Annotated in this window: 12 protein-coding genes; 6 read left to right on the top strand and 6 right to left on the bottom strand. The window is 50.8% G+C overall.

Going from position 1 to position 15,665, the window contains the following annotated elements; genetic code table 11:
* The first annotated feature begins 227 nt into the window (after positions 1–227).
* On the top strand, positions 228–1,082 hold the full coding sequence (rclR, locus tag OGV89_RS18325) for a reactive chlorine-specific transcriptional regulator RclR (RefSeq protein ID WP_003847476.1): 855 nt from the start codon (positions 228–230) through the stop codon (positions 1,080–1,082).
* Between the two features lie 51 nt (positions 1,083–1,133).
* Here rclR and OGV89_RS18320 read toward each other — a convergent pair whose 3' ends face one another.
* The 4 genes from OGV89_RS18320 to OGV89_RS18305 form a co-directional block, all read right to left on the bottom strand.
* Positions 1,134–4,277 carry a CusA/CzcA family heavy metal efflux RND transporter gene (locus tag OGV89_RS18320; RefSeq protein WP_286559081.1) on the bottom strand — a complete coding sequence of 1,048 codons (3,144 nt, stop codon included), beginning with the start codon at positions 4,275–4,277 and terminating at the stop codon, positions 1,134–1,136.
* Positions 4,278–4,288: 11 nt separating this feature from the next.
* Entirely contained in the window at positions 4,289–5,581 is a 1,293-nt protein-coding gene (locus OGV89_RS18315) for an efflux RND transporter periplasmic adaptor subunit (protein ID WP_286559078.1), read from the bottom strand.
* Between the two features lie 76 nt (positions 5,582–5,657).
* A complete protein-coding gene (gene cusF / locus OGV89_RS18310) occupies positions 5,658–6,005 on the bottom strand; it encodes a cation efflux system protein CusF (protein WP_003835715.1) in 348 nt (115 codons plus the stop codon).
* A 32-nt stretch (positions 6,006–6,037) separates the two neighbouring features.
* Positions 6,038–7,420 (bottom strand): efflux transporter outer membrane subunit, encoded by a 1,383-nt coding sequence (locus OGV89_RS18305; protein WP_286559076.1) that lies wholly within the window; start codon positions 7,418–7,420, stop codon positions 6,038–6,040.
* 195 nt (positions 7,421–7,615) lie between these two features.
* On the opposite strand from OGV89_RS18305, the gene cusR reads away from it, so the two are divergent.
* The 5 genes from cusR (at position 7,616) to OGV89_RS18280 (ending at position 11,958) form a co-directional block, all read left to right on the top strand.
* A complete protein-coding gene (gene cusR, locus OGV89_RS18300) occupies positions 7,616–8,299 on the top strand; it encodes a copper response regulator transcription factor CusR (protein WP_065944981.1) in 684 nt (227 codons plus the stop codon).
* Positions 8,289–9,740, top strand: coding sequence for a Cu(+)/Ag(+) sensor histidine kinase (locus tag OGV89_RS18295; protein WP_286559075.1), 1,452 nt, complete (start codon positions 8,289–8,291; stop codon positions 9,738–9,740). The genes cusR and OGV89_RS18295 overlap by 11 nt, the downstream gene beginning before the upstream one ends.
* Before the next feature lie 125 nt (positions 9,741–9,865).
* The gene (locus OGV89_RS18290; RefSeq protein ID WP_003847480.1) at positions 9,866–10,192 is read left to right on the top strand and encodes a PcoE/SilE family metal-binding protein; all 327 of its coding nucleotides are present in this window, start codon (positions 9,866–9,868) and stop codon (positions 10,190–10,192) included.
* 372 nt (positions 10,193–10,564) lie between these two features.
* Positions 10,565–11,071 carry a hypothetical protein gene (locus OGV89_RS18285; RefSeq protein ID WP_286559073.1) on the top strand — a complete coding sequence of 169 codons (507 nt, stop codon included), beginning with the start codon at positions 10,565–10,567 and terminating at the stop codon, positions 11,069–11,071.
* 83 nt (positions 11,072–11,154) lie between these two features.
* Positions 11,155–11,958 (top strand): MBL fold metallo-hydrolase, encoded by an 804-nt coding sequence (locus tag OGV89_RS18280; protein WP_016149743.1) that lies wholly within the window; start codon positions 11,155–11,157, stop codon positions 11,956–11,958.
* Between the two features lie 72 nt (positions 11,959–12,030).
* On the opposite strand, the gene OGV89_RS18275 is transcribed toward OGV89_RS18280, so the two are convergent.
* Positions 12,031–14,475 carry a trimethylamine-N-oxide reductase 2 gene (locus OGV89_RS18275; RefSeq protein WP_003021928.1) on the bottom strand — a complete coding sequence of 815 codons (2,445 nt, stop codon included), beginning with the start codon at positions 14,473–14,475 and terminating at the stop codon, positions 12,031–12,033.
* Between the two features lie 20 nt (positions 14,476–14,495).
* Complete coding sequence (locus OGV89_RS18270) at positions 14,496–15,590, bottom strand: NapC/NirT family cytochrome c (protein ID WP_003835730.1); 1,095 nt, start codon at positions 15,588–15,590, stop codon at positions 14,496–14,498.
* Positions 15,591–15,665 lie beyond the last annotated feature (75 nt).

Below are 15,665 nucleotides of genomic sequence, written 5' to 3'. Positions count from 1 at the left end.
TCCGCCATGTCACTGTTCATTTGTTGAACTGAATTATAGGTTTAGCGATGCAAGACCAATGTATCCATAACGCGCCAATTACTGTCAGATCGTCTAAAAACCACTCTTCCCCTTCCACTCAACTTATTGAGTAATTAAACTAATACCATAAAATTATTAATAAAATTATGTGTAATAGCATTGTTTTCATCTCAATTAGCATTAGCAAAAACTGCCCAGGAGTCTTCATGGACGCACTTAGCCGATTACTTATGCTTAACGACCCGCAGGGCTCGATTGATCAAAACTGCCTGTTGAGCAGGGACTGGCAACTACCGCATGCGGCGGGTGAACTGTCCGTTATTCGCTGGCATACGGTAACCCAGGGATTCGCTCAACTGGATATGCCTGACGGAACATCTTCCACATTACGCCCTGGAACAATAGTCATTCTGCCGCAAAACTCCGCGCATCGTCTGTGCCAGACAGGGGAAGAACAAACGCATATTGTCTGCGGGAGCCTGCGATTACAGGCATCTTCACGCTATTTTTTAACCGCGCTTCCGGAAGTATTATTACTGGCGCCTGAGGAGAACAGCCCCGTCAGCCATTGGCTGAAGGCCATGATTGCGCTAATGCAGGAGGAATACATCAACGACCTGCCTGGCTCCAGCATCGTTTGCAGCCAGCAATGCGCTACGCTGTTCGCGTTAACCGTTCGCGAGTGGCTCGCCCAGTCGACACCCGCTAAAAATGTGCTGAATTTACTGCTGCACCCCAGGCTTGGATCCGTTGTATTCATGATGCTGGAGTCACCGGCTTTTGCCTGGACCGTCGAAGAACTGGCAAAACGAGCACATATGTCGCGGGCCAGTTTCGCACAGCTATTCCGTGAAGTATCAAACTCCACGCCGCTGGCGGTGTTAACCGCGCTGCGCCTGCAGTTCGCAGCCCAGATGCTATCGCGCGGTACACAGCCGTTAATCGTTATTGCCGAGTCGGTGGGTTACGCCAGCGAATCGTCGTTTCATAAAGTCTTTTTACGAGAATTTGGCTGCACGCCGGGCGAGTACCGCAAACGCGTGAAAGCGTTGGCGGTATAACGCAACGCCTGCTTCGGCAGTAAAACCGAGGCAGACGAGCGCTTCAGGGCATTACTTTTGGTGGCGATGCCTGTGCAGCCACATCAGCTTATAAGCGGCCGGAATAATGAACAGAGAGAGCAATGGTGCGGTGATCATGCCGCCAATCATCGGCGCGGCTATGCGGCTCATGACTTCTGAGCCAGCTCCCGTCCCCCACAATATAGGTAACAGACCTGCAATAATCACCGCCACGGTCATCGCTTTCGGGCGCACGCGCAGCACAGCACCGTGATATAACGCTTCATCCAGCTTATCCGCCGTAAAGGTTTGCGGATTTTCCAACGCAGGTTCGGCTTCAATAGCGTGGCGCAAGTACATCAGCATCACCACGCCAAACTCCGCAGCAACACCTGCCAGGGCGATAAATCCGGTTCCAGTTGCAACCGACATATGGAACCCCATCCAGTAAAGGAACCAGATGCCGCCCACCAGCGCAAAAGGCACACTGGTGATAATCAGCAGCGCTTCACCAAAGCGACGGAAGGCCAGATAAAGCAGAACGAAGATTATCATCAGCGTCATCGGCACCATCAGTTTGAGCTTATGACTGGCGCGCTCAAGCAGCTCGAACTGCCCGGAAAACGCCACGCTGGTCCCCGGCTTTAACTGTACGTTTTCAGCGATCGCTTTTTTCAGATCGTTCACCACTGAGACCATGTCACGATCGCGGGCGTCGATGTAAATCCAGCTGGTTGGTCGCGCATCTTCGGTTTTCAGCATCGAAGGCCCCGAAACCACCGTCACATCGGCGACATCCGCCAGCGTGATTTGCTGTTTCATGGGCGTCAGAATGGGCAGATTACGCAGCGCTTCCGGGCTATCACGATAGCTCTGCGCATAGCGAAGGTTAATCGGATAACGTGCAATCCCTTCCACCGTTTCGCCGACCATTGCGCCTCCGACCGCAGAGGTGACAAACAGTTGCACCGCGCCGACGGTCATTCCGTACCGGGCCGCTTTCTCCCGATTAATATCCACATTAATATAGCGCCCCCCGACCAGGCGCTCAGCCAGCGCCGAAGAGACGCCCGGCACGGTTCTGGCCACCTCTTCAATTTGCTCCGCCGTGGCGTCGATATCTGCCAGAACGTTACCTGACACCTTAATGCCAATTGGGCTTTTGATCCCCGTAGAGAGCATGTCGATACGGTTACGAATCGGCGGAACCCACAGATTCGCCAGTCCCGGCAAGCGTACGGTTTTATCCAGCTCGGCAATGATTTTGTCCATCGTCATCCCCGGACGCCACTGGTCCTGCGGCTTCAGTTGGATCGTCGTTTCAACCATTTCCAGCGGTGCAGAGTCTGTTGCGGTTTCTGCCTTACCGGTTTTACCAAACACGCGCGCCACTTCCGGAACGGTCATGATCAGCTTGTCGGTTTTTTGCAGCATGTCCGCTGCCTGCGCCGCTGAGATCCCCGGCAATGTCGAAGGCATATACAGCAGGTCACCTTCGTTAATCTGCGGCAGGAATTCGCCACCGACTTTTTTCAGCGGGTAGATAACCGTCAGTATTGAAAGCACCGCCACCAGAATGGTGGTCTTGGGCCAGTGCAATACCTTCAGCAATAGCGGATGGTAAATACGGATCAGGAAACGGTTAAGCGGGTTGCTGCTTTCTGCAGGTATTTTTCCGCGGATCCAGAATCCCATCAGGATTGGAATAACCACGATGGCCAGAAACGCCGCACCTGCCATGGCATACGTTTTGGTGAACGCCAGCGGCCCGAACAGTCGCCCCTCTTGCCCCTCAAGCGTGAAAATAGGGATAAACGACAATGTGATAATCAGCAGGCTGATGAACAATGCCGGGCCGACTTCTACAGAGGCGTCAGTAATGACCTTCCAGCGCGTTGCGTTATCCAGCTTTTCATGCGGATGCTGATGCCCCCACTCTTCCAGCCGCTTATGGGCGTTTTCAATCATCACGATGGCGGCGTCGACCATCGCCCCGACGGCAATGGCAATGCCCCCCAGCGACATGATATTGGCGTTCAGCCCCTGGAAATGCATCACGATGAACGCGATACACAGCCCCAGCGGCAGGGAAATAATCGCCACCAGCGCAGAACGCAGATGCCACAGGAACAATGCACACACCAGCGCAACAACGATAAACTCTTCCAGCAGCTTGTAGCTCAGGTTATCAATGGCGCGGTCAATGAGCTGACTGCGATCGTATGTTGTAACTATTTCTACGCCTTCCGGCAGGCTACTTTTCAGCGTATCGAGCTTGGCTTTAACCGCGGAGATCACCTCACGCGCATTTTTACCGGACCGCAGAATAACCACCCCGCCCGCCACTTCGCCTTCGCCATTCAGTTCGGCGATCCCACGGCGCATTTCCGGCCCAATCTGTACGCGCGCCACATCGCGCAGGTAAACAGGTACACCGTCGGCCCCTGTTTTCAGGACGATGTTATTGAAATCATCGAGAGTTTGCAGATATCCACTGGCGCGGACCATATATTCCGCTTCAGCCATCTCAACAGATGAGCCGCCCGCTTCCTGATTCGACGTATCCAGCGCTGATTTCACGTCCGCCAGACTGATGCCATATTGCGTCAGCTTCATCGGATCAATAACGACCTGATACTGTTTAACCACGCCGCCTACCGAGGCGACTTCCGCCACGTTGGGAATCGTTTTTAACTCATACTTTAAAAACCAGTCCTGAAGAGAACGTAATTCCGCCAGATCGTGTTTCCCGCTGCGATCCACCAGCGCGTACTCAAATATCCAGCCGACACCCGTGGCGTCCGGTCCCATTTCCGCGCTAACGCCAGCCGGCAATTTTCCCTGAACCTGGTTGAGGTACTCCAGTACGCGCGAGCGCGCCCAGTAAGGATCGGTACCATCTTCGAAAATGACGTACACGTAGGAATCACCAAACTGCGAGAAACCACGCACAGTTTTCGCGCCCGGTACCGACAGCATGGTGGTGGTCAGCGGGTAGGTCACCTGATTTTCAACAATTTGCGGCGCCTGACCCGGATAGCTGGTTTTGACGATCACCTGAACATCAGAGAGATCGGGCAGCGCATCAACCGGGGTATTGATGATGGTCCAGGTTCCCCAAATACTGAGAAACAGCGCCCCCATCATCACCAGAAAACGGTTTGCCACCGAGCGGCGGATAATCCATTCAATCATTTATCATATCCTCAGTGTGAATGGGTCGCCTGGGCTGGCATGGCGGCTGCGTCTTGCGTCTTACTGTTCTGGGCGCGCATACGGTCCAGTGCGCCAGAGATATTCGCTTCGGAATCAATCAGGAACAGACCGCTGGAAACCACTTTTTCGCCTTCGGTCAGGCCGGAGCGGATAGCCGTCAGTCCTTGAGATTCATGGAATACCGCAACCTGTTTCGGCACAAATCGGCCTTCGTTATCAACGGTGATTACCCGCTGCTCGGTACCCGTATCAATTAGCGCTTTAGACGGGATCAGCAGCATTGGCTCGCTTTGTGTTTTCAGTTGCAGGTAAGCATTCATCCCGGGCTTGAGCGCCTCGTCAGGATTATCGACCTGTAAACGGAGCTGGAGCGTACGCGTGGTAGCATCAACGCTGGGTAAGATACTCCACTTGCTGATGGTGAAAGGCTTATCCGGCCAGGCGGGCACGGTGATGGTAAATTGCGAGGCATCTTTAATCAGCCAGGCGATAGATTCCGGGACCGACGCGCTGACCCATACCGGGTCCATACCCTGAATTTTCGCGACCACATTGTCTTTGGAAATGTTCATACCAGTACGCAAATCGAATGCGGTGATCACCCCATCAATAGGCGCTTTCAGGGTAAAGCGGGTCTGAATTTTACGCGTCGATTTTAAACGCTGAATATCCGCTTCAGGCATTCCAGCCAGACGTAATCTCTCCAGAATTCCTTCCACCTGCGTCGCGCTGCCGCCAGTTTCCCGCAGCAATAAATATTCGCTCTGCGCCTCAACCCAATCGGGGATAGTCAGGTCGATCAGCGGCGCGCCTTGCTTAATTTTGTCCCCCACGGTCAGTGGGTAAACCTTCTCGATAAAGCCCGCTGCGCGTGCCTGGACAATAACAAACTGGTATTCGTTATAACTAACGTTGGCCGGGAAAGTTTGCGCGTAGTGCAGTGGTCCACGACGCACTGGCTCTGTTTTCAGCCCCAAGTTCTGGGTTTGTGTAGGATCGATGCGCACGCCTGGTGATGACGCGTTCGCGGTCTCTTCATCGGCATATTTCGGGATCAGATCCATATCCATAAATGGCGATTTACCCGGTTTTTCAAAACGCGTGTTTGGGTACATGGGGTCGTACCAGAACAACACTTTTCTGGCTTCTTTTGGCGAAGCCTGCCCGGTTTCAGCCGTTGCTTTTGCGGATGAATAATAAGTATAAATACCGACAGAAATAACCCCACCGGCAATCATGCCAGCAAGAATAAGCGCGGTATTTTTAATATTTAAAGACGCCATAGTGATTTCCATTGCGCGATAGTCTCACCCGCGTTCGCAAAAACCCGGGCAAGAATAAAAGAGACCAACGAGAACGTTATTTACTGATGTGAATATCGCGTAACACAGAGAGATTTCCCTGCTGAACAAACGTAAACGCGACCTTATCGCCTGGCTTAATATCATCAGCCTTCGTATCGGCAACCCGTGTAAAACGCATCGTCATGGCTGGCCAGTTCACCGCAGGAATAGGATCATGCTTGATCGTAATCTTTTTACTTCCCATATCAACAGCTTCAATCACCCCGGTAGCGCTAATGAGTTGTTCCTGTTGAGCCGCTGGCTGCATATTCATCATCTCACCATGCTGATGCTCATTGGCCTGAGCGTTAAACATGATCATAGAGAAAAGACTAAACAGCACAGCTTTGGCGGTCGTATTCATAATTGATGCTCCTGAAAGATTAATATTAAGGATTACTCCACCCAACCGCCGCCTAAGGCAGCAAACAGCTTAATTTCATTAACCTGTTGGGCGTAATTAAGATCGAGCAGCGATTGCCGCGTAGCGAATAAAGAACGTTCTGCGTCTAATACTTCGATATAGCTAACTGCACCATTCTGATAAAGCGCTCTGGCGCGTTGTAGTGTGATTTGCAATGAATCCAGATAACGCTGCTGCCCGCTAATTTGATCGGCAATGCTTTGGCGCAACACCAGTGCATCCGCCACTTCTTTAAACGCGTTCTGAATTTTTTGTTCGTAATTCACTACCGACTGTTGCTGGCGAATTTCTGCCAGGTCGAGATTGGACTGATTACGTCCGGCGTTAAATATTGGAATATCTATTTTGGGGACAAAATTCCACATGCCGCTGGCGGCATTAAATAAACTGGAAAGATCGCTGCTGCTACTGGACACGGAACTGGTTAACGTTATAGACGGAAAAAATGCCGCCCGCGCAGCACCGATATTGGCATTTGCCGCCAATAATCCGTGCTCAGCTTCCATAATATCCGGGCGCTGCAACAGTATTTGCGACGAGAGCGATGGCGGCAGCGTTACCGGTTTAATATCCCCAGGGCTGCGCGCGTGGTCATCAGGTAATTTCCCGTATGTACCCAGCAACAGCTGCAGCGCGTTATTGGCCTGCGCCAGATCACCTTTACGCTTGGCAATTTCGCTACGCGTACTTTCGATCACTCCGCGCGCTTGTTCCAACGCCAGTACGTTGGTGCTACCGGTTACCAGTTGCTTCTCTACAAAAGCGTAAGAGCGCTGGTAGTTTTGCAGCGTTTCTTCAGCAACTTGCAACTGCGCGTAAGCCAGACGCTGATTAAAATAACTTTGCGACACGTTGGAGATTAATGAGATATGCACCGCCCGACGCGCTTCTTCGCTGGCAAAGAAATTCTGTCGCTCAGCTTCACTCATATTTTTTAGCCGCCCAAAGAAATCCAGGTCGAAACTAAGATTGAGTCCAGCTTCGAATTCACGATCGGTGCTGCTATCACCTTTTAATTTACCGCTGTAAGTACCACTGGAGCCTGCCGTGAGCTGCGGGTAGCGGTCAGCGTCCGTGACGCCATATTGAGCTCTCGCTTCCTGAACTTTTAGCACAGCCATACGTAAATCGCGGTTATTAACCAACGCCTCGCCAATCAGCGCCTTTACCTGGGAGTCAACGAAGAAGCTCCGCCAGCCCGTGTCCTGATATTCACCAGGAGCCGCTACCAGGGCATTCTGGCTTAAAGAAAATTGCTGCGGCACCGGCAAAGCCGGGCGCTGATAGTCCGGCGCCAATGAACAACCGGCGAGCACGAATATAGCGCTGAGGGTAAGAAGCTTAAATTTGCTCATAGTTCTTCTCGTCCTGACCGGACTGATGTCCCTAAAATGTGTAGGAATTTATAGTGCAGTACTTTAACCAAGTGACTCTGTTTAACCGGTGACAGGAAAATGACAAAACTGTCATTTTCCCAATAACCGATTGCTATCCGATCCCGCTTCCCTAGAATTGAAAGTCCGCACAACCCGTGCGTGAAGGAGAATGCGATGAAGGTTTTGATAGTCGAAGATGAGAAAAAAACCGGTGAATATCTGACAAAAGGCCTGACGGAAGCGGGTTTTGTCGTGGATTTAGCGGATAACGGCCTGAACGGGTATCACCTGGCGATGACCGGCGATTACGACCTACTCATACTCGACATCATGCTGCCGGATGTAAACGGCTGGGATATCGTGCGAATGCTGCGTTCCGCCAACAAAGGAATGCCCATTCTTCTCCTCACCGCACTGGGTACCATTGAACATCGAGTTAAAGGTCTGGAATTGGGTGCTGATGATTACCTGATTAAACCGTTTGCCTTCGCCGAACTGCTGGCACGGGTCAGAACGCTGTTGCGTCGAGGCGCGGCGGTGATTGTCGAAAGCCAGTTTCAGGTCGCGGATTTAATGGTCGATCTGGTCAGCAGAAAAGTTACCCGCAGCGGTACGCGCATCACTCTGACCAGCAAAGAGTTTACGCTGCTTGAGTTTTTCCTGCGCCATCAGGGGGAAGTTTTACCCCGCTCGCTGATCGCCTCCCAGGTCTGGGATATGAATTTTGACAGCGATACTAATGCCATCGATGTCGCCGTTAAGCGTCTGCGCGCCAAAATTGATAACGATTATGAGCCGAAACTGATTCAGACCGTGCGCGGCGTGGGATATATGCTTGAGGTTCCTGATGGCCAGTAAACGATGGCGGCGCCCTTTTTCACTGGCGACACGACTAACCTTTTTTATCAGTCTGGCGACAATTGCGTCATTTTTCGCCTTTGCATGGATAATGATCCACTCCGTGAAAGTCCACTTCGCCGAGCAGGACATCAATGATTTACAAGAGATTAGCACCACGCTGGAGCGGATTATTAACCAACCTAACGAGCCAGAATCACGCCGACTGGAAACGCTAAAAAATGTGGTGGCGGGTTACTCGAACGTCATTATTTCTCTGGTAGATAGCAACCAGAAGGCCATTTTTCATTCGCCCAATGCGCCGGATCTTCGGCAATTTATCGCCAGCGCAAGGCCGGATAAAAATGCTCATGCCAGCGACGTTTTTATTATCTCAGGTCCTACACTGCAAACCTCCAGACATATCCACGGACAGAAAACATCGTCTAACTGGCGAATGATTCGTCTGCCAGTAGGAAAGCTTGCCGATGGAAAACCAGCATATACGCTGTATCTGGCGTTATCGATCGATTTTCACCTGCACTATATTAACGATCTGAAAAACAAGTTAATTATGACGGCTTCGCTGATTAGCATCATGATTGTTTTTATCGTGCTGTTCGCCGTATACAAAGGCCATGAACCGATCCGTAATGTTAGTCGTCGCATCCAAAATATCACCTCGAAAGATCTCGATGTCCGTCTCGATCCGCAGGCTGTGCCTATTGAACTGGAACAACTGGTTAGTTCGTTTAATCACATGCTCGAACGCATCGAGGACGTATTTAAACGTCAGTCGAACTTCTCGGCGGATATTGCCCATGAGATCCGCACGCCAATAACTAACCTCGTCACCCAAACGGAAATTGCGCTCAGCCAGACCCGCAGCCAAAAAGAACTGGAAGATGTGCTGTATTCCAATCTCGAAGAGTTTGGCCGTATGTCGAAAATGGTGAGTGATATGCTGTTTCTGGCGCAGGCAGATAACAATCAGCTGATCCCAGAAAAAAAAGCGCTCAATCTGGCTGATGAGGTCGGTAAAGTGTTCGACTTTTTCGAAGCCTGGGCAGAGGAGCGTGAGGTTGGTTTACGGTTTGAAGGACGCGCATGCTGGGTTTCAGGCGACCCATTAATGTTACGCCGGGCAATGAGTAACCTGCTGTCAAATGCCATGCGCTATACGCCAAAAGGTGAGTCGGTAACCGTGCGGGTGAAAGAGGCGGATGGTCTGGTCCAGATAGTCGTTGAGAATCCCGGCCCCCCCATTCCCCCGCATCATCTTCCGCGACTCTTTGACCGCTTTTATCGCGTGGACCCTTCACGACAGCGTAAGGGCGAAGGCAGCGGTATTGGTCTGGCGATTGTGAAATCGATTGTGATTGCCCATCACGGAAAAGTCTCGGTAACTTCCGATCCTTATTTCACTCGCTTTATTCTGACGCTTCCCAAGCACGCGATGTAATTTATGGTGATGACGCTTATACCTGTCATCACCTATTCTCTGACACAACCGTCATAATCCTGTCACGCCACTGACAGTCCCCATTAATTATACTTTCTTCCGTAAACCCAAACAGGAGAAATATGATGAATAAGATGTCCTCTTTTTTAGCTATCGCGTTTTTTATTTCAGTTGGCGTTAATGCGGCAGAAACACCTAAAATGCATCAACAGGCCGCAATGGCTCATGAAATGATGAATAACAGTCATGCCTCTGCACATCAACAAATGGCGCAGACACACGCCTCGCAGGCAAATAATTCATCGTCAACACCAACCAATGCGCAATCATTTTCACAAATGAATGAACATGAAAAAGCAATGGTTGTTCACCAATCAGTAAATAACGGCCATTCATTTGCTCATGAGATACAGGCCGAGCAGCACCGCGCACAGATCTCCACTCAAGGGTAAAGACGAGCTATATTGACGACAATATCCATAAATACGCTAAGTTTGAATATTGTGGACTACTCTCCCCGTGCAGGCCTGTTTATATACAAGCCTGCATCCTTGTTCATCGTTAATGTCAATATTAATAATTCATTAAATCTTCCATTAAAAAGTAAAAACCTTTTAACTCTTTATTCAGATTGTATGAAAATCGTAAATCAACTACTTATTATGTTGCGTATCACAACATTTATCACCTCACCCTAATTATAAATTAGGATTTCCCCTGGTATGCGTCGTTAATATTTAATGGGAGACTGCCATCGTCGTAAAAATGACAGCCAAAAAGTTCGTGTTCCTATAAATAAACTTAATGATGATAGTGAGTGAAAAATGAATAAACGTCTGCTGACCCTCCTGGTCCTTGGTCTGACAACGGCCACAACGGCATATGCAATTACCCCGGCAATGCAGAAAAAATATGAACGTTCAGGTTGTACGCAAATGAGCGAACTCAATGGTTGTGATGTGAACAAATCCTATCAGTGGAACCACGATCATGGCTTTATCGAGAGCGATAACAGCCAGCAAAATCGTCATCATCGCCATGGTGAAGAGCAGCAAAATACCACAGGCCGGGATAACCACGATAATGCGGGTATTGATGGCAAATTCAGCGGAAATTACGTGGCCAAATTTGCCAATGGTCAACGCAGCGTTGATATTCACGTCGAAGGTTCCGGCGTTTACGTCAATGGTAAGGAAGTACGTGACGTAAATACCTATAAGGATACGATGACCTTCCGCGTCGGTTATGCCACTTACACCATTAAAACAAATGGTCGCGGTAGCTGGAATGACAGCGATGCAGGAAACGCTGGCAAAATTGTGCGTGAATAACAGATACCGCTAAAGAGCGCTGCGATCACAGCACCCTCAACAGCCATGCATTACAGTATGCCGTTTTAATACTGGAGTCAGACATGGCTTTGACCCTCACGGTGCTGCTTGAAAACCGACGTGCTGCTGGCGCTGGAAAAACATTACTGGCAAAGCCTGGATTAAGTCTGTTAGTTCAGGATGAAACGACCACAATATTGTTTGATACCGGGCCGGATGGCAGCTTCATGCATAACGCTGCACAAATGGGCGTGGACCTGACGCACTTAACCGCCGTGGTGCTGTCGCACGGCCATTACGATCACTGCGGCGGCGTGCCGTGGCTTGCGGATAACAGCCGTATCATTTGTCATCCCCAAATAGCCTGTGAACGATACGCCTCAGTTACGGTTGCGGGAACACCACGAAAAATTAAAAAACTCTCGCATGATAACAACTACTCTCGATTCATCATGGAATACACCCGCGAGCCGCTGGCTATCAGCGATCGCTTTTTGTGGTCCGGGGAAATTAGCGTCCCCACGCCACAGTCCTATGGTGTGATTAGCGAGAAAACACTCCAACCAGATTACATCAGTGACGAAGGCGTGTTGATCTATAAATCTGAACGCGGGTTAGTCATCATTACTGGTTGCGGGCATCGGGGAATAGAGAACATCGTACGCCATTGCCAGAAAATCACAGGGGTTAACCAAATTTATGCCCTGGTCGGTGGGTTTCATTTACGTGCTGCCTCCCCCGCTAAGCTATGGCGGACCCGACAATTTATTAAGCAACAACAACCCGAAAAACTACTCGGCTGTCATTGCACTGGTTCATGGGGTCGATTGTGGCTACCGGGAACTGACGCACCGGCAACGGGAGATGTGATTGAACTGGCTGAGTAACAACAGTAAAACGTTGCCCAAACAGTAATAAAAAACGGGAGCCTTACGGCCCCCGTTTATCAGCCATCATCATTACATGGTGACAATTGCTGGCTCATCAAAGACGGTGAGTTTTGGCGCTTCACCGGTGAATTTTTCTGCATATACCAGGCTGGTATTCCCCGCACAGCCATTCGCCAGCCGTGAGGTTGGGATATCCGCCGTCAGCACGTTCGCACCGCCATTTTTACAGATACCGTTTTCAATATCCGGCCATGCGCCTTCATGGATACAGATGATTCCCGGTTTGATACCGTCGCTGACGTGCGCCCCCACCAGAACCTGTCCACGAGCATTCCATACACGAACCAGATCGCCCTCGACAATCCCTCTGGCTTTCGCGTCATCCGGATGAATCGTCACCGGTTCACGATTGGCAATCGCGTATTCTTTACGCAGCGACGCGTAGTTCAGCTGGCTATGCAGACGATGTGCCGGGTGCGCCGTCAGTAGCTGCAGCTGATCTTTATCCGCAGTTCCTTTCCATTCATCCGGTTCAATCCAGGACGCATGCGGCGGACAGTCTTTATACTGATAACCTTCAATCGTTTTCGAGTAGATTTCTATCTTGCCGCTCGGCGTTCCCAGCGCATTCATCACCGGATCGCTGCGGAAATCCGCGTAGCGCACATATTTGTTATTCTTTTCATTCTCACGCATTTCGATCAGTTTATTCTGCTGCCAGAACGCGTTGAACTGAGGCATGGCGACACGCTGGGCGCGGGCGGCTTTTTGCGCGACGTCATAGAACTGCTTCAGCCACGCCATTTCGTCTTTGCCTTCGGTGTAGACCGCCTTACCACCCGGCTTGAGCATCTCAGCCAGATCGGCAAATACGTCAAAATCACTACGCGCTTCAAACTGCGGCGCGATGACCTGCTTCATAGGCACCAGATGCTGGTTACTGTAATCACCGGTCATGGTCAGATCATTACGCTCAAACGAGGTGGTGATTGGCAGAACGATATCGGCGTGTTTGGCCGCTGCGGTCCAGTAACACTCAGAGATGACAACCAGTTCAGGCTTCTGCCAGGCTTTGATTAAGCGGTTGGTATCCTGATGATGGGTAAAGTTAGCGCCACCCGCCCACCAGATCATTTTGATATCCGGGAAGGTTTGCTCTTTACCGTTATGCTGATATTTGCCGCCTGGGTTTTCCAGCGCCTCGACAATTCGCGCTACCGGCAGGCTGGTCACCGCATCGGAAACCGCCCAGTCGTTGCCAGCAGATGATCCCCCCTCAATTTTGGCGGAAATTGCTGGCAATACCCCACCGGTGCGTGTTGGGTTACCGCCGTTAGAATAGTGATAAGAGAACCCGAAACCACCGCCTTCGGTACCAATTTGCCCCAGCATCGCCGCCAGAGTCACCAGCATCCAGTGTTTTTGCTCACCGTATTGCTGACGCTGAATCCCCCAGCCTGCCATGAGCATGGTTTTGTTGCTGGAGAAAATTTCCGCCAGCTTTTCCAGTTGCTCAGCAGGCACGCCACACACGCCAGATGCCCACTCGGCGGTTTTCTCAATTTTGTCGCTCTTGCCGAGCAGGTACTCTTCAAACTGCGGATATCCAGTGGTGTATTTTTCCAGGAAGGCTTTGTCGTGAAGATTTTTCTTCACCAGCGTGTGGGCGATCCCTAACATCATCGCCACATCGGTCCCCATATGTGGCGCAATCCAGGTCGCATTATCACCAAAGAACTCGATGGTTTCAGAACGCATCGGATCGATGGCGATGACGCTTTTCCCTGATTTTTTCAGCAGATTAAAGTATTCAATCCCCTGTTCATCCGTGCTGCTCCAGGCAATTTTGAGGGTATTGAGCGGGTTCATCCCCCACAGCACCACGACCTGACTGTGCTCTAGCACCATCGGCCAGGTGGTTTGCTGCTCATAGACTTCAACCGATCCCACAACGTAAGGCATGATCACCTGCGCGGCCCCGGTTGAATAATCTCCGGTATGACCGGCATAACCACCGGCCATGCTCATATAGCGTTGCAGTAGGGTTTGCGCCTTATGCAGAACGCCGCTGGAGCGCCAGCCATAGGAACCGGCAAATATTGAGGACGGGCCATAGCTGCTACGGATCCGGCTATGCTGCTCGTGAATGAGCTTCAGCGCTTGTTCCCAACTCACACGCACGAAAGGATCGTTACCACGTTTACCATCCGCTTTACCCGGGTTTTCCAGATAGCTTTTGCGCACCATCGGATACTTAACGCGGATATTGGTATGAACCTGATCCGGCGCGGTTTGCTGTAATGAATTCGGCACCGTTTTCGGCAACGCACCTTTTGAGGAAACCACTTTGCCGTCTTTTACTTCCACGTATACCGCACCCCAACGTGCTGCCGTCAGGATTGCCCCGCCATTCTGGCCTTCGGCCCAGGCCGGCATTGGGATCACCGAAGAAATCGCCATTGTCCCGGTTGCCGCGCCAGCCGTCTTGATAAAGTCACGTCTTGTGAGTTTCATGATTTCTCCTGATTTATCGCTTATTTGTTCATGTCTTTCGCGTTGTACTGGAAGTAACGGCTCAGGATATCCAGTTCGTTTTCACTGATATTGGTACGAGCACCCATCCCTTTTGCCACAGAAGGCCAGGCGTTGAGCGTGAAATGATTCGCCGGAATTGGCGCATGACAACCCGCGCAGTACACATTGTCGAGTTTGCGTGCGTAATCCCACATGGGTTCGCGGCTGGCGAGAGCGGAACCGCTCCATTCGCCCTGCAGCACGACATCTCGCCACGCATTGCCGTAGTCATCTTTTTTCCAGTCGGAGAGGATCTTCAGCGACTGCTGACCTTTTTCACTCAGGCTGGCAAGAATCAAACGCTGCCCTGCTGCGTAGTAAATAACCTGTTCACTTCCTTGCATCTGGCTACCGCGAATCTCGACCAGTCGTGCGTTGTCCGTTGTTTTCAGAACCTGCATTTTTGTTGCCGGGTAAACGGTTCCCAGATCGCCAAGCGCGGTATTGCTTACGGCATAAAGCTCAGTTGCTGAGGCTGGAGTAGAGGCTGACTGCGCTTCAAGCCCTTTAAGCGCACTGTCATCCATTTTTATTTCAGGTGGGAAATGGGCGACGCCTTTATGGCAATCAATACAGGTTTGCTTTTCCGCGATGCCCATTTTGTGCATCTTCTGGGCATCCGCGCTTTGTGCAGCAAGATCCATGGCGTCCATACTGTGGCAGCTACGGCAGGTCGCAGAATCACTCGCCTTGAGCTGTGCCCAGACGGTTTGCGCCATCTCCAGACGATGTTCTTCAAATTTTTCCGGGGTATCGATTTTTTTGGTTATGAACTGGTGATAAACATCTTTTGAGGCCCGCAGCTTAGCCACCAGATAATCCAGCCCGCCCTCCGGGATATGACAGTCCGCGCACTCTGCACGAATGCCTTTCTGATTCTGGAAGTGAACCGAGCCGGTATATTCCTCGTAAGGTGCCTGCATCGTATGGCACGACAAACAAAATTCCGTGCTCGAGGTTTTGTGCAATGTCCATTGCCCTGCCAAAACAATAACTGCACCAAGAACAATGCACAGCAGCATCGTCCATATGATAGTTTTATTTATTTTTCTCATCTTATATTTCCATCAGACGAATACCCTTTTAGAGGTAGACAATAAATATACTAAAGCAGCTACTTATTGATATTC

Source organism: Citrobacter sp. Cf125 (assembly GCF_030333935.1).
Classification (GTDB): domain Bacteria; phylum Pseudomonadota; class Gammaproteobacteria; order Enterobacterales; family Enterobacteriaceae; genus Citrobacter; species Citrobacter freundii.
This window is presented reverse-complemented; position numbering and strand designations above follow the sequence as displayed.

Coding starts and splice junctions, on each gene's coding strand:
- OGV89_RS18275 (WP_003021928.1), bottom strand. CDS start 14,475: ATGAAACTCACAAGACGTGACTTTATCAAGACGGCTGGCGCGGCAACC.
- OGV89_RS18315 (WP_286559078.1), bottom strand. CDS start 5,581: ATGGCGTCTTTAAATATTAAAAATACCGCGCTTATTCTTGCTGGCATG.
- OGV89_RS18305 (WP_286559076.1), bottom strand. CDS start 7,420: ATGAGCAAATTTAAGCTTCTTACCCTCAGCGCTATATTCGTGCTCGCC.
- cusF (WP_003835715.1), bottom strand. CDS start 6,005: ATGAATACGACCGCCAAAGCTGTGCTGTTTAGTCTTTTCTCTATGATC.
- OGV89_RS18270 (WP_003835730.1), bottom strand. CDS start 15,590: ATGAGAAAAATAAATAAAACTATCATATGGACGATGCTGCTGTGCATT.
- OGV89_RS18320 (WP_286559081.1), bottom strand. CDS start 4,277: ATGATTGAATGGATTATCCGCCGCTCGGTGGCAAACCGTTTTCTGGTG.
- cusR (WP_065944981.1), top strand. CDS start 7,616: ATGAAGGTTTTGATAGTCGAAGATGAGAAAAAAACCGGTGAATATCTG.
- OGV89_RS18290 (WP_003847480.1), top strand. CDS start 9,866: ATGAATAAGATGTCCTCTTTTTTAGCTATCGCGTTTTTTATTTCAGTT.
- OGV89_RS18280 (WP_016149743.1), top strand. CDS start 11,155: ATGGCTTTGACCCTCACGGTGCTGCTTGAAAACCGACGTGCTGCTGGC.
- OGV89_RS18295 (WP_286559075.1), top strand. CDS start 8,289: ATGGCCAGTAAACGATGGCGGCGCCCTTTTTCACTGGCGACACGACTA.
- OGV89_RS18285 (WP_286559073.1), top strand. CDS start 10,565: ATGAATAAACGTCTGCTGACCCTCCTGGTCCTTGGTCTGACAACGGCC.
- rclR (WP_003847476.1), top strand. CDS start 228: ATGGACGCACTTAGCCGATTACTTATGCTTAACGACCCGCAGGGCTCG.